Below are 24,393 nucleotides of genomic sequence, written 5' to 3'. Positions count from 1 at the left end.
CGAAACCTCGCGCATGGCAGCGCTGAAACACAGCGGTCGCCTCCGGCTCTAATGGGATTGGAGGCCGATCTTGCTCGTGACGGATCGCTCGATCATCTCCATGCCGTCATAGATCAGCACCGCCATCAGGCCGACGATGAGGCCGCCCTGCAGGATGAAGGCGGTGTTGTCGTTGATGAGACCGGCGATGATGACTTCGCCGAGCCCCTTGGCGGCGACGGTGGAGCCGATCGTCGCCGTGCCGATATTGATGACGGTTGCGATCTTCAGCCCTTCGATGATGAGGGGCAGGGCAAGCGGCAGCTCGACGCGAAAGAGGCGCTGCCAGCCGTTCATGCCCATGCCGTCGGCGGCATCGAGCACAGAGGCGGGCACCTGCTGCAGGCCGGCGACCGTATTTTCGAAGATCGGCAGCAGCGCATAGAGGAAAAGCGCGATGAATGTCGGGACGGCGCCGAAGCCGGTGGTGGAGATGGCAAGCGCCAGTACGGCAACCGGTGGGAAGGTCTGGCCGGCATTGGCGATCGCGCGAGACAGCGGCAGGAAATCGGCGCCGATGGGCCGCGTCACGAAGATGCCGCCGAGAACGGCGAGGATCCCGCTTGCGGCGATCGAAACGAGGATCAGCTCGAGATGGCTGAGCGCCAGGCTCGGCAGACTGTTCTGCGTATAGATCGGCGATGCCCCGAATTTGGTCAGCGGCGCCAGAACAGGCGTCAGCCATTCCGGGCGGAACAGCATGACAAGCAGCAGCGCCAGCGCCAGGAGGCGGAAGAGATTGGCCGCTAGAAATCTCATGCTTTGCGGCCCAGCTCGATCAGGTGCTGGATCGAAATCGAGCCGACGGGCATCTTGCGCTCGTCTTCCACCGTCGCCTCATCCGCGCCCTGCCAGATCAGTTCCGCCAAGGCGTCGCGCAGATTGAGGGTCTGCGGCAGGCGATAGCCGAGGCCGGGCCGCGGCGGCTGCATGCTTTCCTTCAGCGGCAGCAACGACATCAGCTTCAGGGCGCGGTCGGACGTGCCGGTCAGCTGCTGCACGAACGGATCGGCCGGCTCGGTCAGAATCTTTTCGGGCTCGGAGCATTGCAAAAGCTTGCCACCGCTCATCACGGCGATCTTGTTGCCGAGATGGAAGGCCTCGTCCATGTCATGGGTGACGAGGATGACGGTCGTGCCGAACTGCTTCTGGATGGCGAGCAGATCATCCTGTGCCTTGCCGCGGATGACAGGATCGAGCGCGCCGAAGGGCTCGTCCATCAAAAGCACTTCCGGTTCGGCAGCAAGGGCGCGTGCGACGCCGACGCGCTGCTGTTGGCCACCGGAAAGCTGGCTCGGATATTTGCCGGCAAAGGTGCCGGGGTCGAGATGGAAGAGGTTGAGCAGTTCTTCGACGCGGCTGTCGATGCGCGCCTTTTCCCAGCCGAGCAGCTCGGGGACGGTGGCGATATTCTGCGCGACGGTGCGATGCGGAAACAGCCCGTGCCCCTGGATGGCATAGCCGATGCGACGGCGAAGCTCCGTCGCCGGCACGTTCATGACATCCTCGCCGCCGACGGAGATGTGCCCCTCCGTGATCGGCACCAGCCGGTTGATCATCCGCATCAGCGTCGACTTGCCGGAGCCGGAGGTGCCGACGATGACGGTGATCGTGCCCTTCTCCATGCTCATGCTGACATCGTCGACGACGGTTGCGCTGCCATAGCGCTTGGTGACGCCCTTGAGCTCGATCATGTTGGTCATGCGCGTTGTCCCCGGATACTGTCGATGACCGCATCGAGGATGACGGCCGATGAGAAGGCGAGAAAGACCGTCGGCACGGCGCCGAGCAGCACGAGGTCATTGGCCGTCTGGCCGATGCCCTGGAAGATGAAGAGGCCGAAGCCGCCGCCGCCGATCAGCGCTGCCACGGTGACGAGGCCGATCGCCTGCACCAGCACGATGCGGATGCCGGTGAGGATGACGGGAAAGGCGAGCGGCATGTCGATGCCGGTCAGGATCTGCCGGCGCGTCAGCCCCATGCCGGCAGCGGAATCGCGCACGGAGGGATCGACGCCGGCAAGGCCGACGACAGTATTGGCGACGATCGGCAGCAGCGAATAGATGACGAGCGCCACCAGCGCCGGCGCCACGCCGATACCCTTGATGCCGATCGCGGCGGCGAAGGGCACGTTGGCGGCGATATAGCCGAGCGGCAGCATGAGGATGCCGAACAGCGCCAGGCTCGGAATGGTCTGCACCAGGCTCAACGCCCGCAGCACGACAGCGCGGATGCGCGGCTGCCAGTAGCAGAAGATGCCGAGCGGCAGCGCCAGCACGATGGCGATGGCGACGGAGCCGAGGGAGAGGAACACGTGGTTGAGCGCCTCGTGCCAGAACTTGTCGGCATTGTTGGCGTATTCCTTCATGATGGACAGGTTGTCGAGCAGGCCGGAGCGTAGGACGACGGCAAGCAGGGCGGCGTAGATCGCCAGTGCCGCGACCCTGAGCCATGGCGTCAGCCGCAGCTTGACCAGCGCGTCCGAAATCATCAGGCCGACAACGGCGAGCAGCACCCAGAAACAGCCGCCGGGCGTAATGCGCGCCACGGTGCTGCCCGTGGGCGTTGCGGCCGTCGAGACGAGCCCGAGCGTGACGATGAGCAGGGCGATCGAAAGTGTCGCGATCCCGAGACGGATGACCTGATTGTGGAGGAAAAGCGCGGCAAGCGCGGCCGCGGCCAGAAGCACGAGCAGGCACAGTGCGGACGGCTGGGCGAGAAGCTGGGTCAGCAGTTGCGGCTTGCCGGCGGCGATGCGGTTTGCCTTGACGATGATGAAGGGCATCCAGGCCATTGCCAGCGCGCCACCCGCCACCAACACCACTCCGAGACGGTCCACTCTGCGGACCGCTAGCGCATCTTCCATCAGGCAAGCTCCGTCAGCGCATGAGCCCAAAATTCAGGGCGGGTTCGGACAAGATCATGCCCAATCGAAACTCCCGCGGCTTCACTCTATCAAAATGCAGCCGCGAGAGCAGGCTCAAAGCCTTACTTCAGGAAACCATTGTCCTTGAGGTAGGATTCGGCAACAGCCTTGGCCGGCTCGCCATCGACCTGGATGCGGCCGTTCAGCTTGCGCAGCACGTCGGCGGTCAGGCCCTTGAAGATCGGAGCGAGAACTTCTTCGATCTTCGGATTGGCCTTCAGCACGGCCTCGCGGACGATCGGCGCCGGCGCGTAGACGGGCTGTACGCTCTTGTCGTCTTCGAGAACGGTCAGTTCGGCCGCTTCGATGGCGCCGTCCGTGCCGTAGACCATCGCGGTGTTGACGCCGTTGGTCTGGTCGGCCGCAGCCTTGATCGTCGCTGCCGTATCGCCGCCCGAAAGCACGACTTCCTGGTCCGGCTTCAGCTTGAAGCTATAGGTCGTTTCGAAGGCCGGCAGCGCTGCCGGAGAGTTGACGAATTCGGAGGAGGCCGCGATCTTGATGGAACCGCCGCCGGCAACCCACTTGCCGAAATCGGACATGGTCTTCAGCTTGGCCGGGCCGGCGACATCGTTGCGCACGGCGATCGCCCAGGTGTTGTTGGCGGGCGAGGGCGTCAGCCAGACGATCTTGTTGGCGTCGTAATCCAGCTTCTTCGCCAGATCGTAGCCCTGCTGCTGGTTCTTCCAGGCCGCATCGTCGGCCTTGTTGAAGAAGAAGCCGGCATTGCCGGTATATTCGGCATAGATGTCGATTTCGCCCGCGGTAATCGCCTTGCGAACGACCGGCGTCGTGCCGAGCGCGATGCGATCCTGCGCCTTGATGCCGTTGGCATTGAGCGCGGCGAGGATGATGTTGCCGAGCAGCGTGCCCTCAGTGTCGATCTTCGAGGAGACGACGACGTCGGCAGCGTTGGCGCCACTGGCAAGGAGAGCCGTCAGCGTGGCGGCAAGTGCAAGCTTCTTGAGCATGATGTTTCCCTTTGTACCCCGTTAAACCTTTGTTCCGCCTGTCCGCGCCGCCTCACAAGGCTGCAGTCCGGACATGCAGGTTTCGAGTGGGCCGACGGCCCACAGGCGAATTCGTGGCTGCTTCGGGCACGTAGCGCTCATCGCGGAAAAGTCGATGCGCTGCGGATTCCCGTTGCAGTCGCGCGATTATGACGAGCGTACTCGACATTCGCGCGAAATTGGATTTCTTTTTTCGGGGGCAAGTGCATTTGTTTTTGTTCCCCTTACCCGTTTGGCGCGGTTCCGATCTCATTTTTGCGGTTGGATCAGTTAGGCGACAAAATGACGATAGCCGTCACTTTTCGGCTTAGGGATATCTTTTTTCGAGAACACGTCATATCGTCGGGATATCGTTGATATTGCTGCGGTTCGGACCGGATCTGGCAGCGGACAAGGGGAAGCGGCATTTGTATCTCGGCGCATTGTTCATAGCCGATATGGTATTCTCCATCGGCTCGGTGCGGGAGACCGCGCGGCGGCTCTCCTTTTCGGCTTCGACCGTCTCCAGCGCGCTGCGCCGGCTAGAGACGGAGCTGGCAATGAAGCTTGTCGAGCGCGCGTCCGGCGAGCTTGCGACCCTTTTGGCGAGCTCCAAGGTTCAGAAGGGCTTGCAACCCATTCTCGGCTGTATCCGCCAGCTATCCGCATTGATGAAGGAGCCGCCGGCACCAGCGGACTATGACCAGTGGGCCGCGCGACTGCCATTGAAGATCGCCACCATCGAGCGTTTTCTCGAAGTCGCCGATCAAGGCAGCATCAATCGCGCCGCCCGCCGCCTGCGTCTTGGCCAGCCGCAGCTTTCTTTGCAGATCGCCAATCTGGAAGAACTGTTCGGCTGCCGCCTGTTCGAGCGGCAGGCGCAGGGTTCGGTGCTGACGGTGGCCGGGCAGGAGGTTCATGCCATTCTCTCCGCCATCGCGCAGGCCTGGGACGAAATGAAAGCGGCGGCGGACGAACGCTTTCAGCGGACCGCCCGCGCCGTGCGCATCGGCTCGATCATCCCGACCGGCTCGGAAAGCTGGGTGGCGCGCTCGCTTGCGAGCTTGGTGTCGCGCTGGAACATCGGCGGCAACCGCAACATGCTGTCGCTGCTGCTGATGACGGCTGACGATCTGCGCGAAGCGCTTCGATCCGGCCGCATCGATGTCGCCATCGTCGATTCCGTCTTCGGCCTCGACGCCTTTGAGCACGTGGAACTTGTCGCGACCGATATGGTGGCGATCGCGCCGCCCGACAGTACCGAGCAGACCTTCGCCGCGCTCGTGGAAAACCATCCGCTTTGCGTGCCGAGCCCGCGCACCGGCATCGGCAATGCCGCGACGGCCTTCGGCTATGACAGCCGCGACCGGCGCCGGTTTCGCGGCCGCGACATCACTTCGGCCGACTCGCTACCCGTGATCGTCGATCTCGTCGCCAACCACGGCTATGTCTCGTTTCTCGGCCGTGTCAGTGCCTTGCCGATTTCGGACAAGGTGCGGATCGTCGATCCCGATGAGATCTTGCCCCTGTCCTATCATCTCGCCCACAATGGCCGCAAAGCCTCGGTTGAAGCTTGCCGGCTGATCCAGCAGGCGGTTCGCGAGCTGGTTGGAGAGATGGGGACGACGCGAAAACGCCTGACGTCCAGAGGGTAGCGGAACAAATGCGCTTTGTTCGCGTTTAGGTGGGTTAGGTTAGTCCGGGCGTACGCAGCCGGGGGGCTCGTTCGGTACCCAAGGAGAGACCATACATGAAAATTCTTGCAACGGCGCTCGTCGCATTAGGCATTATTGTTCTACCCGCTACTTATGCCGAGGCACGTGATCATCACCATCACCGCTGGCATCACCACCATCATCGTGAGTATCGTCCTCATCATCATGGCTGGCATCGCCATGAAGGATGGCGGCATGGACACGGCCATCATCGGTGGCACAGCAAGCCGCATTTCTCGCATGCCTGACGGCTGCGGACGGGCATGAAAACGGCGCCTTTTGGTGCCGTTTTTTGTCCGTCCATCGGGTTGACATGCTACGCCGCCGGGCGCCGCCTTTGTCGAGCCGAAGCCCGTCGCGGATCCCAAATTGCCGCGAGCCGACGAGCGGTGTGATATGCGATGAAAACGTCCGTCATCGTGCCCCTCCAGTGGAACTTTTGAAGGCGCAATCGCGTTAATATTGTGGTCCGGACGACGCGAATGATCCGAGTCGCGCTGGCGTCCGGCATTCAAGGAGGCTGGAAATGAAAATTCTGGCAACGGCGCTCATTGCATTAGGCATGTTCGCGCTGCCGGCAACTCACGCCGAAGCGCGTCGTCACTATCATGGCCATCACCACCGCGTGATCGTCCATCGGCACCATCATTATCATCACTACTATTATCGCCCCTACTACCGGCCGTATTACGGCTACTACAATCCATACTACCAACCTTACTATGGCTACGACCAGCCCTACTATTCCTTCGGCTGGTTTGGCGGCTTCAGTGGGTATCGCCACCATGGTTGGTACGGCGGACGCGGATACCATCACGGATGGTATGGCGGCGGGCATCGCGGATGGCATGGCGGCGGTGGGCACTGGCGCTATTACAACCAGCCCCATTTCTCGCACAACTGACGGCCTGGCCGCTGGCAAAACGGCGCCCTTCGGCGCCGTTTCACGATGATCTTATAAGCTGTCCGGCAGCGATAGGCTCATGCCGGGTTCAGCACGTGGACGGCGCGGTCGGCCATCAGATGCTTCACTTTCTCGCCATAGGCGGCCATGTGCGCGGAGGCGGCATGCGCCTTCAGCGCCGCCAGGCTTTCCCACTTCTCGACCACGACGAAGGTGTCAGGCCCAAAGGCAGGATCTGCCCCTTCGACATCGATGACAGCAGTATATTCGATACAGCCATCTTCGGCATGAACGGCCGGAACATTCGCCTGGAATGCTTCGAGCACTTCGGCGCGCTTGCCGGGCTGGGCAGTGAGGATGGCGAGTACGTGAATCATGGGGATATCCTTGAAACGATAGGCAATACGGATTGAGAATAACGGACGCCGCCGAACACGCGGCCGGTTTCAACCCTTATCACGGAACAGGGCCACCCGAACGCCGAACTTCAATTTTAATCGCGCATGGAATTCTTGCCGGATCGGCAGGGTTCACATCCGGTTGATGTATTTCGGATCGAGCGATCCGCTCAGCAGATGGCCGAAGGCGATGAGGTTGCCCTGCAGGCGGCCGCGTCGGTCGATATAGGACGGCGGGTTGACGGAACCGGCGAGGTTGGAAGCGACATTGCCGCCCATCAGCTTCAGCGCCCATTTCAGCGATACCGAGCGCTTCTTGACGAGGTAGAGCGGATTGGCGACCTGGGAGTACCCAAGGCGCACGCCGGACGTGCGGCCGGCCTTCACGCCGAGATGGACGCCGCGCAGGCGATTGAATTTGACGATCTTGCCGAAAGGACGTAGCCGCCGGCACAGATCCACATCCTCCTGCCAGGCGTAGAGCGGCAGGTCTTCGTCGAAATAGATACCATTTGCGAGCATCGGCCTCCGCCGGAAGATCATGTTGCAGCCATAGGCGTTGTGCGTGTCCTCGATCATCGGCACAGGAAAGGGCGTGGCATCGGCTGCGAGCGCCGCATCCGCTTCGTCCGCCGTCAGGCCCGGTCCAAGGATACCGTCACGGACCACTTCGCCGGTCGCCACGACGATCTCGTCATCCGCCTCGAACAGAGCTTCCGTTTCGGCGAGATAGTTCGTTGCCGGGAAGAAATCGTCATCGAAGAATACGACCAGATCTATGCCGACGGCTGCATCGATGATGGCATTGCGTTGCGGACAGCTTCCCTGCGATGAAGAGACGACCGTCACGGGGAAGGGTGCGGAGCGTAAGCGGCCCGTATCGATGTCGTCGCCCTTGGCCGGGCACAGGAAGAGATGATCCGGCTTGCGCGCTTGCTTCGCCAATCTATCGATCATCGCGGCGAGAATCGCCTTGCGACCGCATGTCGCCACGCCAACGGCAATTTTCACAATGCGTCCCCCAGAATATGATCCCAAGGCGCACGGAACCACCAAAAACTGAATCTTTGGTTGTACTAATCGCATGCATTCAACGGATTGCGCGCAAAAGGCGTTTCATTGTCCGCGGTCGGCCCGTCTGCACCTGCCGATGGAGCGTTTCGAAGGAGGCCATCCGCCTCGCGGGCCGGCGTTCGGATTTGCATCGAATGCCTGACGCAAGCCATCAATGCCAAGACTTGCAGTATCCACGGTTCCGAAACAGGTCGCCCACGCGATCTGCCCTTCAGCCCATGTCCAAGGTATCCGCCGCCAAATGCAAACGCGCGACTCGAGATTTCATTACAAGAGCGGCATGCCGCATACGCAGCTCGGCCTGCATCATATGGAAAATGCGCGGTTGCTGCCTGATCGCGGCGAGCTTCTGCACCGCCTGCCGCATGGCGGCGTCTGCGCCGAAATCGGTGCGGCTTTCGGTGATTTCACGGCCGAGATCTTCGAAAAGAACGCGCCGCGAGAGCTTTACCTGATCGACGCATGGGACACGCCCCGCTATCAGGAGGGCCTTGAGCAGATCAAGTCAAAATTCCGGGGTGCATTGGATCAGGGCCGCCTGCGCCTCGTCCAGGGCTACTCCACCGTCCGGCTTTCGGAATTTCCCAACAGCTTTTTCGATTGGGTCTATGTCGACACCAATCACAGCTACGAGACGACCCTGGAGGAGCTGCAGATCAGCCACTTCAAGGTGAAGCAGGACGGCCGCATCGCCGGCCACGACTTCTGCACCGGCAATGTCGTCGACGCCATTCCATATGGCGTGGTCGAAGCCTGCACGAAGTTCTGCAAGGATTTCCACTGGCAGTTCGAATACATGACCCTGGAATCCCATGGACATTTTTCGTTCTCGCTGAAGCGGCTCTAGGCGCCGTAGCCCATGGCTTGCGGGCGTGCCACGGCTGAGGTGCGCTGAAATCTGCTTTCCTGCGCCATAGGGAGATAAGCCGGCCGAATCCTCCTTGTCACGAGAGCAAAGGAACTCCCGCTTCGACCGCGGCGGCAATGAAGGCAAGGCGCGCCTCTTCGGGCGCCCGTTCGCCGCGTTGGACGTCTATGCAGATGAGCAATGCGGACAGAAAGCAGTCGCCTTCCTCCGACGGCCAGTCATCAAGGAGCGTCTTCCAGACTTCATCGGCCGTATCGACCGATCTGGTTTCTCCGGAATGGCCGCGAACGACGCGAATTGGAGAGAAGCGCGACATGGTGTTCATGGTCGAAGACTCCGCCAAAGCAGAGACTGTTTTGAGCCTTTTGCCGTTGGGGATGCATTTAACTTTCTTAATCTGCCGGCACGCTTTTGGGCATATGTGATCAATCTTCGCCCATACGCCTGCGATATTCGCAGAATCGCTCCTGAGTACGGGGCTGATCGACCACGCCAAGATTGATGCTTCTCCGCGGCAAATTTGGTCGACAGCGCCGGCGAATTCGCCGAAGACTGGCAAGGCCCGGGACGGAGGATATTCGGGGGAGCAAACAGGATGAGTGGTGCCGCTTACGTGACTCGAACACGTGACCCCATCATTACGAATGATGTGCTCTACCGACTGAGCTAAAGCGGCATTCTGCGAAGCATTCGGTTCGGCCCCGCGATTTGCATGGCGCTGATACAGTCTATGCGGTCAGATTTCAAGCGCTCAAATTGCCAATTGGCAAAAAAGCGGGATGCTTGTGAAAAAAGCCCCGTTTTTCATTGCCGGTCAAAGCGCCAGCCGGACGCGCGCCTGCCGGTATTCTCTCTCCAGCCGGTCGACGAGGGCGGCAACGGGCTGGATGGATTTGACAGCGCCGATGCCTTGGCCCGAGCCCCAGATGTCCTTCCAGGCCTTCACGCCCGTCGTGGCGGCCTCGAAGTCCATCTTGGAAGGATCTGCTTCGGGCAAGTTGTCCGGGTCGAGGCCGGCAGCGCGGATCGAGGGCTTCAGGTAATTCCCAAGGACGCCGGTGAAATAGTTGGAGTAGACGATATCGGCGGCAGTTCCCTCGACGATCGCCTGTTTGTAGGCGTCGGCTGCACGCGCTTCCTCCGTCGCGATGAAGGGCGAGCCAATATAGGCAAGATCGGCGCCCGCCGCCTGCGCCGCCAGGATGGCGCCGCCGGTGGCGATGGCGCCCGCCAGCAACAGTGGCCCGTCGAACCATTCGCGGATCTCCTGCACCAGCGCAAAGGGCGAAAGCTGGCCGGCATGGCCGCCGGCGCCGGCAGCGACGGCAATCAGCCCGTCCGCACCCTTGCGGATCGCAGAATTGGCATGGCGGTTGTTGATGATGTCATGCAGCACGATGCCGCCATAGGAATGCACGGCCGCATTCACCTCGGGCACGGCGCCGAGCGAAGAAATGACGATCGGTACCTTGTATTTGACGCAAAGCATCAGATCGTGTTCCAGGCGCTTGTTTGACGTATGGACGATCTGATTGACCGCAAATGGAGCTGCCGGACGGTCCGGATTTGCGGCATTGTAGGCGGCAAGATCCTCGGTGATCATGGCAAGCCATTCGTCGAGCTGGCTTTCCGGGCGTGCGTTCAGCGCCGGAAACGAGCCGACGACGCCAGACTTGCATTGCGCCAGCGTCAAGGCGGGATGAGAGATGATGAAGAGAGGCGAAGCCACGACCGGCAGGCGCAGGCGCTCGGTCAAGATGGAGGGGAGGGCCATGAACATCATCCCTTTTGACGTTTACGAAAACGTCAAAAGGGATAGCAGATGTGAATGGCAAGGGGAAGATGGCGAAAGCAAGCCGCAGCGAGCAACAGCCAATCGCCACGAGGCAGCAGGCGATAGTGATGATCCCCTCCGCGACAGACACCTCTCCACGCTTCCGAGGTCACCCCATTTGCGTCGTCTTTGCCGTTTATCCCCGCCCGAGTGCCCTTAACCCATGCCGGAGGCTTGCCTATTGCAAATCTGGGCGTTACCGAATCCGGTTAACGGATGATGAAAATGTGGCTGCTTTGTCGGCAGAGTCTGCGCGTATGTTGCGGGTGAGAGTAAAGGATCTGATGTGAGCGGATTAGAAACGGCTATCAGAAGCGCCTTGGATCGGTCTGATCGCGCCAATCCGGAAATTCGGGCTCGCATCTATCAGTCGGCGCGGCAGGCGCTGGAAGCAGGCCTTCGCAAGCAGGACATTACCGATGTCAACGTCGTCGCCGCCCAGCGCCAGCGTCTGGAGGCGACGATCCGCGAAATCGAAGCCCAGGAGCGTGCCCGCCCCGCGCAGGCGATGCCGGTTTCGCCGGAGCTGGATGCTCCGCATGTCTCTCATGCCGCACCCAGGCCGGATGCAAGGCAGGCCGTCGCATCGCCGCAGGAGCCCGTCATGAGCGTGCGCGGGGAAACACGCGATCCGCCGATGTCGGCAGGCCCTGCCGTTCCCGCGGAACCGACGTCGGCCGAGCTGGCGGCGCGTGAAGATGATTTCGGCGATATGCGCGCCAGCCCCGCCGATCATCTCGGTGCGGACAGCGATGTGCGTCCGACGGCCGATGCGGCCCCGGCACGATCGATGAATTTCAAGCCGGAGCGCGCGGCCGTGCGCCGCAAGCCGCGCAAGTTCTTCTCCCGCCTGCTGGTCTTCTGCATCCTGCTCGCCTTCCTCGGTGTCGGCGCCTGGTGGATCAAGAGCTCGGGTCTGCTCATGTCTGCCTCCCAAAGGGATACGAGCGTGCCCAACCCGCCGGCACATGTCGATTCGCAGGATTTCAGCGGCAATACCAGCGATGACGATATGTCGGATCAGGACGACAATAGCGGTCCGGTCAATCCGGGTCTTGCGACCATCGACCCGCAGAACAGCTTCTCGGCGGAATGGCTCGAGATATTGAAGCCCACTGACGCGCCGAAGGTTACGACCGGCCCGCAGTCGAAGGCCGAAAACGTATCCGAGAACGAGGGACCTGCCGTGCGGCTGACCTCGCTCAGCAGCGGTTCGGGCGGCAGCGGTTCGATTGAAGTGCCGGTCAATGTGCTGCAGCAGATGGCTGGCAAGGCCTCGACGATCGCCTTGACATTGCAGTCAACCTCGGATGCGCCGACGCAGATTACGGTGGAATGCGATTTCGGCTCGCTGGGGCGTTGCGGGCGTCATCGCTTCACGGTCAGCCGCCAGAAGACGGATTCGCTCTTTCAGGTCCAGTTCGATCGCTCGATGGCGCCGACCGGTTCGGGCCGCCTGATCATCAACAGCGATGTCGATGGCAAGGCGCGCGGCGTCAATATCTACGCCATCCGCGTATTGCCCGGGCAATAAGCCCGGGCTGCATGCCGTTAAAGCAATTCCAGGAAAAATGCGCAGCGGTTTTCCGCCTGGAATTGCGTCAAGGCAAAAGGCTCTAGGCGAGAATGTCCGAACCCATGCCGAGGATTTTTTCGTCGATCTTGCCGATGGCCTTCTTGTCCTTGCCGTCATAGTCGAGCGTCAGCAGAATGTGACGGACAAGATTCAGGCGGGCACGTCGCTTGTCGTTGGCGCGAATGACGGTCCAGGGTGCATGGTCGGTATGCGTATCCTTCAGCATGCGATCGCGCTTCTCGCTGTAGTCCTTCCATTTCGGCAGGGCGGCGATATCCATCGAGGAAAGCTTCCAGACGGCACGCGGATCGTGACGTCGGTCATGGAACCGCTTCAGCTGCATCTCCCGGCCGATATCGAGATAGAATTTGAAGAAATAGATGCCCTCCTGGACGATGAGCTTTTCCATCTGCGGCGCCTGTTTCAGAAACTGCTCGTATTGCTTCGGCGTGCAGAAGCCCATGACCGGCTCGACGCCGGCGCGGTTATACCAGGAGCGGTCGAACAGCACGAATTCGCCCGCCGTCGGAAACTGGGCGACATAGCGCTGGAAGTACCATTGGCCGCCTTCGCGATCCGTTGGCTTCGTCAGTGCCACCACGCGCGCCAGACGGGGATTCATATGGGCCGAGGTCGCGGCAATCGAGCCGCCCTTTCCGGCGGCGTCGCGCCCTTCGAACAGCGCCATCACCCGCTTGCCGGTCGCCTGTAGCCAGAATTGCACCTTGATGAGCTCGATCTGCAGCGCTTTCAGCTCACCCAGATATTCGTCTTCCTTGAGCTTCTTGTTGTAGGGATAGCCGCCCGAGGTCAGAGCCTCGTCGTCGATCCAGCTCGGCAGGACGGGATCATCGACATCGAATATGCGCTTGACGCCACGAATATCCAGTTCCACCGCGCGGCTTTCTGCTTTCTCCCCCATATGTCGGCTCCTCGGCTGTTTACGCTGTGTTAACCCTGCCGCCTGACGGCGGCAAAAAAGCTCTTCGAGGAAACTGGAGCTTTTGTTCAATGGTTTCAAGCCTTTTGCCGTCACCCTGTTTTGCCGGCTACATTTATTCTTGTCAGTTACGGGCTTCTGTGGATAGAGCCGAATACTTCTGTCATGAATCGCGGATAAGACGCGGAATCCAGCATTCCATGATGGTAGGCGAAGGGACGGGCGCAGTTGGAAGACGAATGGTCATTTGTCAGGAAGTTGGCAGTGCGGCTACGGCAGGAGAGTGCCATCCTGGTTCTGGCGACGCTGATTGCCGCGCTCGCCCTCGTTGAAGGCATCAACACCGGTGCCGTATTCTGGATCTGGGCCATCGTCATGATCGTCACGCTGCTTCGCCCGCCGCTGGTCGAGCGGGTGGTGGTGCCATCGCAGGCCGAGTCGGCGCCCGTCGATCCGCAAGCCCTATTGCGCACCGCCTTTGCGGGATTGGCGTCGCTCGACATGCCGGTGCTGATCATCGATCGTGAAGCGTCGGTGCTGGTGCAGAACATGGCCGTCGAAAAAGCCTTCGGCGCCTTTCCGATTGGAGCGCATATTTCCTCGAAGCTGCGCTCGCCAGGCCTGCTCGATATGGTGCGCGAGACCATCGCCACCAATACGCCGAACCAGATCGAGCATTCCGAGCGTCTGCCCTCGGAGCGGGTCTATGTCGTGCGCATCGCACCGATCCATTTGCCCGAGATCGACAGGCAAGAGGATGCCCTCTTCCTGCTCTCCTTCCGCGATATATCGGAGCTGCGCCATATCGACCGCATGCGTTCTGATTTCGTCGCCAATGCCAGCCATGAGCTGCGCACGCCGCTCGCTTCGCTTCGCGGCTTCATCGAGACAATCCAGGGGCCGGCCAAGTCCGATGCCAAGGCGCAGCAGCGTTTTCTTGGCATCATGCTCGATCAGACGACCCGCATGAGCAGGCTGGTCGACGACCTCCTCTCGCTGTCGCGCCTGGAGCTGAAGTCACATATTGCGCCGGATCAGAAGGTGGATCTCGTACCCCTGCTTGGCCATGTGCGCGACTCCCTGCTGCCGCTTGCCGGTGATCTCGATGTGACCATCAATCTGCATTTGCCGACAGGCAAGGTGGAGGTATTGGGCGATCGCGACGAGCTGGTGCAGGTCTTCGAGAACCTGATCGAGAATGCTTGCAAATATGGCCAGGAAGGCAAGTCGGTCGAAGTTTCGCTGCTGAGTGGTGCCGATCAGGCCGTCGAGGTCGTCGTCTCGGACAAGGGGCCGGGGATACCCGCAGAACATGTGCCGCGTCTGACCGAGCGCTTCTATCGCGTCAACGTTGAGGACAGTCGATCCAAGAAGGGAACCGGTCTCGGGCTTGCTATTGTCAAGCACATCCTGACCCGCCACCGCGCCAGACTGATCGTCAAGTCGGAAGTTGGAAAGGGAACCGACTTTACGGTCCGCTTCTGAGAACCTCTATAAAACGCTCTTTTAGCCGGTGATTTATCCAAATAATATCAGATAGATGGTCTGTCATAATTGTTTCACTCGCCTGACATAAAAGGGCGGTGTTTTCGCCAGTAAGAATGGACTGCTGAAAAAGTGGATGTGGCGTCCACCTCAGCGCTCTTCAAAGCTCATTAGGGGGATTCGTTATGAATGCTTTGAAAATATCCATTCTTGCGCTGGTTGCATCGGCTGCCCTTGGAGGAGCTGCAACCGCCCGCGATCAAATTCAGATTGCCGGCTCGTCGACCGTATTTCCATATGCCAAGATCGTTGCTGAAACCTTCGGCGAGACCTTCACCAATTTCAAGACTCCCGTGGTGGAGTCCGGCGGCTCCGGAGCCGGCCTGAAGGAGTTCTGCAAGGGCGTCGGAACGGATTCAATCGACATCGCCAATTCGTCGCGCCCGATCAAGGACAGTGAAGTCGAAGCCTGTAAGGCCGCCGGCGTTGCTGACATCCAGCAGATCAAGATCGGCTATGACGGCATCGTCTTTGCCTTCGACAAGAGCAATCCCGACATCAAGTTCGAGCCGGTCGACCTCTACAAGGCGCTTGCCGCCGAAGTGGTCGTCGATGGCAAGCTGGTCGCCAACCCCTACAAGAAGTGGTCTGAGATCAACCCGTCGCTGCCGGATTTTGAAATCGTCGCCTATATTCCGGGCGAGAAGCATGGCACGCGCGAAGTCTTCGAAGAAAAGGTGCTTGCCGCCGGCTGCAAGGCTTCCGGCGCGGCTGATGTCATCAAGGCCGCGGTTTCCGATGCCGGCCAGCAGGCCAAGAAATGCATAGCCGTGCGCAAGGATGGCGTCGCTGTCGATATCGACGGCGACTATCCCGAGACGCTGGCCCGCATCAATGCCAACAAGCACGGCATCGGCGTCTTTGGCCTGTATTTCTTCCAGAACAACGCCGACAAGCTGAAGGTCGCCACTGTCAGCGGCATCGTGCCCTCGGGCCAGACGATCGCCGATGGCACCTATCCGGTATCGCGGCCGTTGTTCTTTTACGTCAAGAAGGCCCATCTGGGTGTCATCCCTGGGCTCAAGGAATATGTCGATTTCTTCACGAGCGATCAGATGATCGGACCGGACAGTCCGCTGGCGGAATATGGCCTCGTGCCTGCGCCGGATGCAGAACGCGACCAGATCCGCAAGGATTTCGCGGGCGGGAAGATCATGTGAGTGCGTAAGGATCGAGCACCGGCGCGGCTCGTTGCTGCGCCGGCGTTCGCCGGGGAATGGGAATGAGTGTATCGCTGCTGCTGCTCTGCTTGTCGGTCTTCGGCGCCTCCGCTTTCGTGCTGGGGCGGGTGAGGGCGGCTGCGCTGTCGGGCGGCAGGTCTTCGTCCATGCATTCCCGGCTCGGCTATCACGGTGCTTATGCCGCTATCTGGGCGATACTTCCGGCTTTGGCGCTCGTCTGCGTCTGGCTGATCGTCAGCCCAATCGTGATCGACCGCGTGGTGACCAAATCCTTCCCCGAGGAGGTTCAGTCTCTTCCGCTGGCCGAACTCAATCTCAGCTACGGCATGGTGCGCAGCATCGCCCACGGCATGCGTATGCTCGATAGCGAGGAACTTGCCGATGTCGATGGCGGCAAGGCTGATCTACAATTGCTGCTGGCGCAGAAGGGCGTCCCCCTCGCCGTTCGCCCCACCGGCTATATGATCGATGCCGCCAACAAGTACAATCGCATGCGCGAAGTGAGCCGACTGGTGATGTCGGCGGCGGCGATCATCCTGTCGCTGCTGTGCGCCGCTTATGGCCTGCGCGCCATAGCGCCACGTTTTCGCGCTCGAAACCGTGTCGAGCAGGTCATTCTCGGTGCCCTGATCGTCGCCTCTTCCATTGCGGTGCTGACCACGGTCGGGATCGTCGTTTCCATGCTTTCGGAAGCGGCGCGGTTCTTCAGCATGGTGCCGGCCAACGAATTCTTCTTCGGAATCGTCTGGGATCCGCGCTTCACCGGCGCAGGCTCGCAGACCTCGGGCACCTTTGGCCTGATCCCGCTGCTGGCCGGCACGATCTATATCGGCTTCGTTGCCATGCTCTTTGCCGTGCCCATCGGCCTGTTCGCGGCGATCTACATGGCGGAATATGCCTCGGCGCGCGTGCGCTCCATCGCCAAGCCGATGCTGGAGGTGTTGGCCGGCATTCCGACGATCGTCTACGGCTTCTTCGCCCTCATCACGGTCGGCCCCTTCCTGCGCGATATCTCCGCCGAGATCGATGGCTTGATGACCGGGAGCTACAGAAGCTTCATCGAGGCGCAGAGCGTTTTGACGGCCGGCTTCGTCATGGGCGTGATGCTCATTCCTTACGTTTCCTCGCTATCGGACGATATCATCATGGCCGTGCCGCGCTCGCTGCGCGACGGCTCGCTCGGCCTCGGCGCCACGCGTTCCGAAACGGTCAAGCGCGTGCTCCTGCCGGCCGCCCTTCCGGGCATCGTCGGTGCGCTGCTGATGACCGCGTCGCGGGCGATCGGCGAAACCATGATCGTGGTGCTGGCCGCCGGCGTGGCCGCCCGCATGCAGCTAGATCCCTTCGAACCGATGACGACTGTCACCGTGAAGATCGTCAACCAGCTGACCGGCGATCTGGAGTTTACCTCGCCGCAGACGCTTGTCGCTTTTGCGCTCGGTATCACGTTGTTCTGCCTGACGCTGTGCCTCAATGTCTATGCGCTCTACATCGTCCGCCGCTACAGGGAGCAATACGAATGAGCGACATCGTATCCTCCCCTCAGGTGAACATGCCGCGCGGCCTGACGCCGGGTGCGCCCGCGCGCCGCGATATCGGCATCAGGCGACGCTACGCCGCCGAGCGCCGCTTCCGCGCCTACGGCATCACGGCCGTCATCTTTGGTCTCGTCTTCCTCATCATCCTGGTCTCGACCGTGGTCCGCACGGGCTATACCGCCTTCGTTCAGACCTCGATCACCCTGCCGATCGAATTCACCGAGAAGGTGATCGACCCGACTGCCAAACGCACCAGCGATCCGAAGGTACTGATCGCTGCTAACTATCCGGTGCTGGTGCGCGACGCCCTGGTGAAGGCGCTTGGCATCGATCCGGCCAATCGTGTGCTCGTTCGTGAAGCGATGGCGATGGTGTCGGATGGCGCGAGGGTCGCATTGCGTGACCGGGTCGTTGCCAACGCCTCGATCATTGGAACGACTGAGAACGTCACCTTCCTGGCCAGCGCCAATATCGATTCCGCCAACAAGGGTCAGATCGATCTGACAGTCGACGAGAAGGATCGCAAGGTATCCGATCGGCAGGTCGCCTGGATGAAACAGCTCAGCGATAGCGGCGCACTGTACAAGACTTTCAACAGCGGACTCTTCGTATCGGGCAATTCGAGCCGGCCGGAGGCCGCCGGTCTCGGTGTCGCGCTGATCGGCTCGCTCTATCTGATGCTGACCGTGCTCGTTCTTGCTCTGCCCGTCGGCGTTGCGGCGTCGATCTATCTGGAGGAGTTCGCGCCGAAGAACCGGCTGACGGATCTGATCGAGGTCAACATCAACAATCTCGCGGCCGTTCCTTCGATCGTCTACGGCCTGCTGGGTCTCTCGGTCTTCATCAACATGATGGGCCTGCCGCGTTCGGCCTCGCTGGTTGGCGGACTGGTGCTGAGCCTTATGACGCTGCCGATGATCATTATCGCCACGCGCTCGGCATTGCGTGCCGTGCCGCCGTCGATCCGCAGTGCTGCGCTCGGGCTTGGTGCCTCACGCATGCAGATGGTCTTCCATCACGTGCTGCCGCTTGCGATGCCGGGCATTCTGACGGGCACGATCCTCGGGCTTGCCCATGCGCTCGGCGAGACCGCGCCGCTGCTTTTGATCGGCATGGTCGCCTTTGTCGCCAACTATCCGACATCGCCTCTCGATCCGTCGACGGCGCTGCCGGTGCAGATCTACATGTGGGCGAGCGAAGCCGAGCGTGCCTTCGTCGAAAGAACGTCCGGGGCCATCATCGTCCTGCTCTTCTTCCTCGTTGCAATGAATATCGGCGCCATCCTGCTGCGCCGCCGCTTCGAGCGGCGCTGGTAAGGGAGGGCCGTAGGATGAACATGATGACGGAAGCCGCAAGCGAAAAAGCATTGACCAAGAAGATGATGACGATCCCCTACAAGATGATCGGCCAGGACGTTTCGGTCTTCTATGGCGACAAGCGCGCGCTTTTCGACGTCAATCTGAAGATCCGTGCGAATACGGTCACGGCTCTGATCGGTCCTTCCGGTTGCGGCAAGTCCACCTTCCTGCGTTGCCTCAACCGCATGAACGATACGATCGAGACTTGCCGCGTCACCGGCAAGATCACGCTCGACGATCAGGATGTCTACGATAACAGCATCGATGTCGTTGAATTGCGCGCCCGCGTCGGCATGGTCTTCCAGAAGCCCAACCCGTTTCCGAAGTCGATCTATGAGAATGTCGCCTACGGTCCGCGCATCCATGGCCTGCATCGTTCGAAAGCCGATCTCGAACATATCGTCGAAACCAGCCTGCAGAAGGCCGGTCTTTGGGGCGAGGTGAAGGATCGGCTCCATGACGCCGGCACGAGCCTGTCGGGCGGTCAGCAGCAGCGTCTGTGCATCGCCCGCGCCGTTGCGGTCAGCCCGGAGGTCATCCTGATGGACGAGCCGTGCTCGGCGCTCGATCCGATCGCAACAGCCAAGGTCGAAGACCTTATCCATGAGCTGCGGGAAAATTTCACGATCGTCATCGTGACGCATTCCATGCAGCAGGCAGCCCGCGTTTCGCAACGCACCGCAATGTTCCACCTCGGCCACCTGGTCGAGGAGAATGACACCGATAAGATGTTCACCAATCCCGACGATTTCCGCACGCAGGATTACATCATGGGCCGTTTTGGTTGATGATGTCAGGCGCGCGGCTCATTTCACACAGTTCACCTTGAGGATAGAAAAATGGTCTCCACTCACATTCTCTCTGCCTACGACGAAGACCTGAAGTTCCTGACGCGCCGCATTGCGGAAATGGGCGGCCTGGCCGAGCAGATGGTCAGCGACAGCGTACGCGCGCTCGTCAACAGCGATGCCGGTCTTGCCCAGAAGGTCATTTCCGACGACGTCGTTCTCGACCATGCGGAGCGCGAAGTCGGCGACAAGGCGATCGTCACGATCGCTCGCCGCCAGCCGATGGCAGCCGACCTGCGTGAGATCATGGGTTCGATCCGCATCGCCTCCGACCTGGAGCGTGTTGGCGATCTTGGCAAGAACACCGCCAAGCGCGTCATCGCCGTTCAGGGCACCGGCGTTCCACGCCGCCTCGCTCGCGGCATCGAGCACCTCTCCGAACTGGCGCTGAGCCAGCTCAAGGAAGTTCTGGATGTCTACGCGACCCGCTCGCCCGACAAGGCCGTGTCGATCCGCGAACGCGACGAGGAAATCGACGCCATGTACACCTCGCTGTTCCGCGAGATGTTGACCTACATGATGGAGGATCCGCGCAACATCACCACCTGCACGCATCTTCTTTTCTGCGCCAAGAACATCGAGCGCATCGGCGACCATGCCACGAACATCGCCGAGACGATCTATTACATGGCGACAGGCGCGCAGCCGGAAGGCGAGCGCCCGAAGGACGATACCGCCAATACCGTCGGCGCGGTGACGGAATAATCTGGAAGCGAAGAAAGGAGACCATAGGCGCATGGTTCCGAGAGTTGCTGTTGTAGAAGACGAGGAAGCGCTTAGCGTTCTGCTGCGCTACAATCTTGAGGCCGAAGGCTTCGAGGTCGACACGATCCTCAGAGGCGATGAGGCTGAGCTGCGTCTCCAGGAGCGCATCCCCGATCTCCTGATCCTCGATTGGATGCTCCCCGGTGTATCCGGCATCGAGCTCTGCCGCCGGCTGCGTATGCGGCCGGAGACGGAGCGCCTGCCGATCATCATGCTGACGGCCCGCGGCGAGGAAAGCGAGCGCGTGCGTGGGCTTTCCACCGGCGCGGACGATTATGTCGTCAAGCCGTTCTCGACGCCGGAGCTGATGGCCCGCGTCAAGGCGATGCTGCGGCGTGCCCGCCCGGAGGTTCTCTCCACGGTGCTGCGCTGTGGCGATATCGAGTTGGATCGCGAAACCCATCGCGTCCATCGCAAGAGCCGCGAAGTGCGGTTGGGGCCAACGGAATTCCGCCTGCTGGAGTTCCTGATGTCCTCACCGGGCCGCGTCTTCTCGCGTTCTCAGCTGCTGGATGGCGTATGGGGGCACGATATCTATGTCGACGAACGCACCGTCGACGTCCATGTCGGCCGTCTGCGCAAGGCGCTGAATTTCTCCAATATGCAGGATGTCATCCGCACCGTTCGTGGCGCGGGCTATTCCATGGAAGCCTGAGCGGCAAGGCCGCTCGGGCATTACGACATAGCGGCGGAAATAGAAAAACGGGCCTCGAGGGCCCGTTTCTCTTTGGTTTTGCTTATGGCTTTCAGCCGTTGTTGCGCCGGCGATCATGCACCGGCTGGTAGGCCATGCGCTGATGATAGGTGCAATAAGGCGACGAATCCGGGCTGTCGTTGCCGCAGAAGTGGAAATCATCCTTCAGCGGGTCGCCGACCGGCCACTTGCAGGTGCGTTCCGTCAGTTCCGTCAGGCCGAGCCGGCGGGAGATCGGAACGACGACATTTGCAGCCGGGCGATATTGAATTTCGTTGACGGAATCGACCTCGATCTCTTCCTTCAGCATGGTTGCGCCCTGCTGGCGGGTGACCACCGTGCGGGTAGCAACGCGCGATCCGTAGCTTGCGGCGCGAGGTGCTGCGGCGCTGCGCTTCGGCGTACGCGCTGCGGTTGTCGTGCCGCCCGCCTTCGCTCGACCGGGAAGGTTCAGGCGATGCACCTTGCCGATGACGGCATTACGGCTCACGCCACCGAGCTGCGCAGCAATTTGGCTGGCGCTCAACCCTTCGGACCATAGCTTTTTCAGCTTCTCGACGCGTTCGTCTGTCCAATTCATGCCCTGTCTCCGCTGTCGCGTTTCCGATGGCAGAATCCCTCACCATTGCCTCGCATGGGAACAAGGCGCGAAACGCTCTAAAATTGTGGTGACTAGTTCCGCCGCATGCAGTCTAGCAATTGGTTTTTAACCTAGTGTGAGGCTGACTCCGTGACAAGAGTCGCGAGAATCTTGGGGAATCGATTTCGAGGTTTTCCCCAACTTGCTGCCCAGGCGTGGCATTTCTGCAATAGGCGCCGCCGAACCTATCTCTTTCGCCCGCAAGCGCTATCTCGCACCTGCTAAAACGCCAGTTTTGTTGACATCGCGGTGCAAAACATCAATAGTGCCCAGGCCGCCGCAAGGCGGCATTTTTGATTTTTTCGGACCCGTTTCATCAAATGGAAGCGATCGGTCCTTAAAGTTGTGATCGAGGAGATATGGCCATGGCCGAGACCACGCCGCTTTATGACACCTATATGCGCGCTCCGCTACGGTTCGAGCGAGGCGAGGGCGTCTGGCTGGTCACCGAAAATGGCGAGCGCTACCTCGATTTCGCGGCCGGCGTCGCGGTCAACTCGCTCGGCCATGCCCATCCCCATCTTGTTGCCGAATTGAAGGCCCAGGCCGACAAGGTCTGGCACCTTTCCAACCTCTATGAGGTGCCCGGCCAGGAGAAGCTGTCGAAGCGTCTGACGGAAGTGACCTTCGCCGACAAGGTGTTCTTCACTAATTCGGGCGCGGAAGCGCTGGAATGCGCCATCAAGACGGCGCGGCGCTACCAGTTCGCCAAGGGGCATCCCGAAAAGTTCCATATCATCACCTTCGAAGGTGCGTTCCATGGCCGCACGATCGCGACGATCGCTGCCGGTGGCCAGGAAAAGTATATCGAAGGTTTCGGCCCGAAGGCGCCGGGCTTCGACCAGGTGCAGTTCGGCGATCTCGATGCCGTGCGTGCCGCTATCACCGACGCCACGGCCGCGATCCTGATCGAACCGGTGCAGGGCGAGGGCGGCATCCGCCCGGCCACCAATGAATTCCTGCGGGGGCTGCGCCAGATCTGCGACGAGCACGGCCTGCTGTTGATCCTTGATGAAGTGCAGTGCGGCGTCGGCCGAACGGGCAAGCTGTTTGCCCATGAATGGGCTGGCATCAAGCCTGACATCATGGCGGTCGCCAAGGGTATCGGCGGTGGTTTCCCGCTCGGTGCGTGCCTTGCGACGGCGGAAGCTGCTTCCGGCATGAAGGCGGGCACGCACGGCTCGACTTATGGCGGCAATCCGCTTGCCATGGCCGTCGGCAACGCCGTTCTCGACATCGTGCTCGCCGAAGGCTTCCTGCAACATGTGCGCGATGTCGCGCTGGTGTTCCGTCAGGGGCTGGCCTCGCTCAAGGATCGCTTCCCCGACATCATCGAGGATGTTCGCGGCGAAGGCCTGATGCTGGGCGTCAAGGCGGCCATTCCGCAGGCGGAGCTGCTGCAGGCGATCCGTGCGGAGCACCTGCTTGGCGTGCCGGCCGGCGACAACGTCATCCGCTTGCTGCCGCCGCTGGTCGTGACTGCCGAAGAAGCACGCGAAGGTCTCGCTCGCCTGGAGCGTGCCGCCGAGCGTGCGCGCGCCGCCCGCACTAAAAAATCGGCTTGAGTTCAACGCCCGCAGTCGGGGCGTTCCTGCCCCACGCGGGCGTTATTGTTTTTTCTGGAGTACAGGTAAGGACATGGCTTCTCCGAAACACTTTCTCGATCTCTCTGCCGTTCCGGCTGCCGATCTGCGCAACATCATCGATGACGCGATCGTACGAAAGACCGCGCAGAAGGCCGGCACGGCCGACAAGCCACTCGCCGGCAAGATGCTGGCGATGATCTTCGAGAAGCCGTCCACCCGAACCCGCGTCTCCTTTGATGTCGGCATGCGACAGCTCGGCGGCGAGACGCTGTTCCTCTCCGGCACCGAAATGCAGCTTGGCCGCGCCGAGACGATCGGCGATACGGCAAAGGTGCTGTCGCGCTATGTCGATGCCATCATGATCCGCACGACCGATCACTCCCGCCTGCTGGAGCTGGCGGAACACGCGACCGTGCCTGTCATCAACGCGCTGACAGACGATACGCACCCCTGCCAGATCATGGCGGATATCATGACCTTCGAGGAGCATCGCGGCCCGATCAAGGGCAAGACGCTTGCCTGGACGGGCGACGGCAACAATGTGCTGCATTCGCTGATCGAAGGCGCCGCGCGTTTTGGCTATCGCATGAATATGGCGGTACCCCTTGGTTCCGAGCCGAAGGATCACTATCTGAACTGGGCCCGCAACGAGGGCGCCGAAATCATGCTCTCGCATGATGCAGACCGTGCGGTCGCCGGCGTCGATTGCGTGGTAACCGATACCTGGGTTTCCATGAATCAGGAGCACCGGGCTCGCGGTCACAACGTCTTCCAGCCCTATCAGGTCAACAAGGCTTTGATGGCACAGGCCGGCAAAGACGCGTTGTTCATGCATTGCCTGCCCGCCCATCGCGGAGAGGAGGTGACGGACGAGGTGATCGACGGTCCGCAATCCGTTGTCTTTGATGAGGCGGAAAACCGCCTTCATGCGCAAAAGTCGATTCTTGCTTGGTGCCTGGGCGCGATCTGAAGATA

The 24,393-nt window shown here is 60.9% G+C and carries 24 protein-coding genes and 1 tRNA gene; 14 read left to right on the top strand and 11 right to left on the bottom strand.

Annotated elements, in window-relative coordinates; all coding sequences use genetic code 11:
- Nucleotides 1–48: 48 nt before the first annotated feature.
- The 4 genes from GA0061100_RS24015 to osmF form a co-directional block, all read right to left on the bottom strand.
- Nucleotides 49–798: an ABC transporter permease gene (locus tag GA0061100_RS24015; protein ID WP_075855326.1), complete on the bottom strand. Its 750-nt coding sequence runs from the start codon at nucleotides 796–798 to the stop codon at nucleotides 49–51.
- Nucleotides 795–1,733, bottom strand: a complete 939-nt coding sequence (locus GA0061100_RS24010) for an ABC transporter ATP-binding protein (protein WP_244557940.1) — start codon at nucleotides 1,731–1,733, stop codon at nucleotides 795–797. The genes GA0061100_RS24015 and GA0061100_RS24010 overlap by 4 nt, the downstream gene beginning before the upstream one ends.
- Before the next feature lie 5 nt (nucleotides 1,734–1,738).
- Nucleotides 1,739–2,905, bottom strand: a complete 1,167-nt coding sequence (locus tag GA0061100_RS24005; protein WP_075855323.1) for an ABC transporter permease — start codon at nucleotides 2,903–2,905, stop codon at nucleotides 1,739–1,741.
- 122 nt (nucleotides 2,906–3,027) lie between these two features.
- A complete protein-coding gene (gene osmF / locus GA0061100_RS24000; protein WP_075855322.1) occupies nucleotides 3,028–3,936 on the bottom strand; it encodes a glycine betaine ABC transporter substrate-binding protein OsmF in 909 nt (302 codons plus the stop codon).
- Between the two features lie 446 nt (nucleotides 3,937–4,382).
- On the opposite strand from osmF, the gene GA0061100_RS23995 reads away from it, so the two are divergent.
- The 3 genes from GA0061100_RS23995 to GA0061100_RS34155 all read left to right on the top strand — a co-directional run bounded on the left by GA0061100_RS23995 (nucleotide 4,383) and on the right by GA0061100_RS34155 (nucleotide 6,573).
- Nucleotides 4,383–5,609, top strand: coding sequence for a LysR family transcriptional regulator (locus tag GA0061100_RS23995; protein WP_075855485.1), 1,227 nt, complete (start codon nucleotides 4,383–4,385; stop codon nucleotides 5,607–5,609).
- A 165-nt stretch (nucleotides 5,610–5,774) separates the two neighbouring features.
- A complete protein-coding gene (locus GA0061100_RS34745) occupies nucleotides 5,775–5,936 on the top strand; it encodes a hypothetical protein (protein WP_159444808.1) in 162 nt (53 codons plus the stop codon).
- 259 nt (nucleotides 5,937–6,195) lie between these two features.
- Nucleotides 6,196–6,573 carry a hypothetical protein gene (locus GA0061100_RS34155; protein WP_208621574.1) on the top strand — a complete coding sequence of 126 codons (378 nt, stop codon included), beginning with the start codon at nucleotides 6,196–6,198 and terminating at the stop codon, nucleotides 6,571–6,573.
- 77 nt (nucleotides 6,574–6,650) lie between these two features.
- Here GA0061100_RS34155 and GA0061100_RS23980 read toward each other — a convergent pair whose 3' ends face one another.
- Together GA0061100_RS23980 and GA0061100_RS23975 are read right to left on the bottom strand one after the other, a co-directional pair.
- Nucleotides 6,651–6,950 (bottom strand): putative quinol monooxygenase, encoded by a 300-nt coding sequence (locus tag GA0061100_RS23980; RefSeq protein ID WP_075855317.1) that lies wholly within the window; start codon nucleotides 6,948–6,950, stop codon nucleotides 6,651–6,653.
- 153 nt (nucleotides 6,951–7,103) lie between these two features.
- The gene (locus tag GA0061100_RS23975; protein WP_075855316.1) at nucleotides 7,104–7,982 is read right to left on the bottom strand and encodes a glycosyltransferase family 2 protein; all 879 of its coding nucleotides are present in this window, start codon (nucleotides 7,980–7,982) and stop codon (nucleotides 7,104–7,106) included.
- A gap of 304 nt (nucleotides 7,983–8,286) precedes the next feature.
- On the opposite strand from GA0061100_RS23975, the gene GA0061100_RS23970 reads away from it, so the two are divergent.
- A complete protein-coding gene (locus tag GA0061100_RS23970; protein ID WP_075855314.1) occupies nucleotides 8,287–8,892 on the top strand; it encodes a class I SAM-dependent methyltransferase in 606 nt (201 codons plus the stop codon).
- Nucleotides 8,893–8,989: 97 nt separating this feature from the next.
- Here the strand turns inward: GA0061100_RS23970 and GA0061100_RS23965 are convergent, their stop codons facing one another.
- The 3 genes from GA0061100_RS23965 to GA0061100_RS23955 all read right to left on the bottom strand — a co-directional run bounded on the left by GA0061100_RS23965 (nucleotide 8,990) and on the right by GA0061100_RS23955 (nucleotide 10,687).
- Nucleotides 8,990–9,238, bottom strand: a complete 249-nt coding sequence (locus GA0061100_RS23965) for a DUF982 domain-containing protein (protein WP_075855313.1) — start codon at nucleotides 9,236–9,238, stop codon at nucleotides 8,990–8,992.
- A 275-nt stretch (nucleotides 9,239–9,513) separates the two neighbouring features.
- Nucleotides 9,514–9,589, bottom strand: a tRNA-Thr gene (locus tag GA0061100_RS23960).
- Nucleotides 9,590–9,727: 138 nt separating this feature from the next.
- Complete coding sequence (locus GA0061100_RS23955; RefSeq protein WP_075855484.1) at nucleotides 9,728–10,687, bottom strand: NAD(P)H-dependent flavin oxidoreductase; 960 nt, start codon at nucleotides 10,685–10,687, stop codon at nucleotides 9,728–9,730.
- 346 nt (nucleotides 10,688–11,033) lie between these two features.
- Between GA0061100_RS23955 and GA0061100_RS23950 the strand changes: the two genes are divergently transcribed.
- Nucleotides 11,034–12,281: a hypothetical protein gene (locus tag GA0061100_RS23950; protein ID WP_075855312.1), complete on the top strand. Its 1,248-nt coding sequence runs from the start codon at nucleotides 11,034–11,036 to the stop codon at nucleotides 12,279–12,281.
- 82 nt (nucleotides 12,282–12,363) lie between these two features.
- Here the strand turns inward: GA0061100_RS23950 and ppk2 are convergent, their stop codons facing one another.
- The gene (ppk2, locus tag GA0061100_RS23945) at nucleotides 12,364–13,245 is read right to left on the bottom strand and encodes a polyphosphate kinase 2 (protein WP_075855310.1); all 882 of its coding nucleotides are present in this window, start codon (nucleotides 13,243–13,245) and stop codon (nucleotides 12,364–12,366) included.
- Between the two features lie 276 nt (nucleotides 13,246–13,521).
- Between ppk2 and phoR the strand changes: the two genes are divergently transcribed.
- The 7 genes from phoR (at nucleotide 13,522) to phoB (ending at nucleotide 21,153) form a co-directional block, all read left to right on the top strand.
- On the top strand, nucleotides 13,522–14,748 hold the full coding sequence (phoR, locus tag GA0061100_RS23940; protein WP_342196272.1) for a phosphate regulon sensor histidine kinase PhoR: 1,227 nt from the start codon (nucleotides 13,522–13,524) through the stop codon (nucleotides 14,746–14,748).
- Nucleotides 14,749–14,933: 185 nt separating this feature from the next.
- Nucleotides 14,934–15,968 carry a substrate-binding domain-containing protein gene (locus GA0061100_RS23935; protein WP_075855308.1) on the top strand — a complete coding sequence of 345 codons (1,035 nt, stop codon included), beginning with the start codon at nucleotides 14,934–14,936 and terminating at the stop codon, nucleotides 15,966–15,968.
- Nucleotides 15,969–16,030: 62 nt separating this feature from the next.
- Nucleotides 16,031–17,512, top strand: a complete 1,482-nt coding sequence (pstC, locus tag GA0061100_RS23930; RefSeq protein WP_075855307.1) for a phosphate ABC transporter permease subunit PstC — start codon at nucleotides 16,031–16,033, stop codon at nucleotides 17,510–17,512.
- Complete coding sequence (pstA, locus tag GA0061100_RS23925; RefSeq protein WP_075855305.1) at nucleotides 17,509–18,843, top strand: phosphate ABC transporter permease PstA; 1,335 nt, start codon at nucleotides 17,509–17,511, stop codon at nucleotides 18,841–18,843. Before pstC ends, pstA begins: the two co-directional genes overlap by 4 nt.
- A gap of 14 nt (nucleotides 18,844–18,857) precedes the next feature.
- Nucleotides 18,858–19,673, top strand: coding sequence for a phosphate ABC transporter ATP-binding protein PstB (pstB, locus tag GA0061100_RS23920; protein WP_075855304.1), 816 nt, complete (start codon nucleotides 18,858–18,860; stop codon nucleotides 19,671–19,673).
- A gap of 51 nt (nucleotides 19,674–19,724) precedes the next feature.
- The gene (gene phoU, locus GA0061100_RS23915; protein ID WP_075855303.1) at nucleotides 19,725–20,438 is read left to right on the top strand and encodes a phosphate signaling complex protein PhoU; all 714 of its coding nucleotides are present in this window, start codon (nucleotides 19,725–19,727) and stop codon (nucleotides 20,436–20,438) included.
- A 31-nt stretch (nucleotides 20,439–20,469) separates the two neighbouring features.
- On the top strand, nucleotides 20,470–21,153 hold the full coding sequence (gene phoB, locus GA0061100_RS23910) for a phosphate regulon transcriptional regulator PhoB (RefSeq protein ID WP_004128368.1): 684 nt from the start codon (nucleotides 20,470–20,472) through the stop codon (nucleotides 21,151–21,153).
- A 91-nt stretch (nucleotides 21,154–21,244) separates the two neighbouring features.
- On the opposite strand, the gene GA0061100_RS23905 is transcribed toward phoB, so the two are convergent.
- Nucleotides 21,245–21,772, bottom strand: a complete 528-nt coding sequence (locus GA0061100_RS23905) for a GcrA family cell cycle regulator (RefSeq protein WP_075855302.1) — start codon at nucleotides 21,770–21,772, stop codon at nucleotides 21,245–21,247.
- Nucleotides 21,773–22,197: 425 nt separating this feature from the next.
- Between GA0061100_RS23905 and GA0061100_RS23900 the strand changes: the two genes are divergently transcribed.
- A complete protein-coding gene (locus GA0061100_RS23900; RefSeq protein WP_075855300.1) occupies nucleotides 22,198–23,397 on the top strand; it encodes an aspartate aminotransferase family protein in 1,200 nt (399 codons plus the stop codon).
- A gap of 73 nt (nucleotides 23,398–23,470) precedes the next feature.
- On the top strand, nucleotides 23,471–24,388 hold the full coding sequence (argF, locus tag GA0061100_RS23895; protein ID WP_075855299.1) for an ornithine carbamoyltransferase: 918 nt from the start codon (nucleotides 23,471–23,473) through the stop codon (nucleotides 24,386–24,388).
- Nucleotides 24,389–24,393 lie beyond the last annotated feature (5 nt).

Source organism: Martinezella hainanensis (assembly GCF_900094555.1).
Lineage (GTDB): Bacteria > Pseudomonadota > Alphaproteobacteria > Rhizobiales > Rhizobiaceae > Rhizobium > Rhizobium hainanense.
This window is presented reverse-complemented; position numbering and strand designations above follow the sequence as displayed.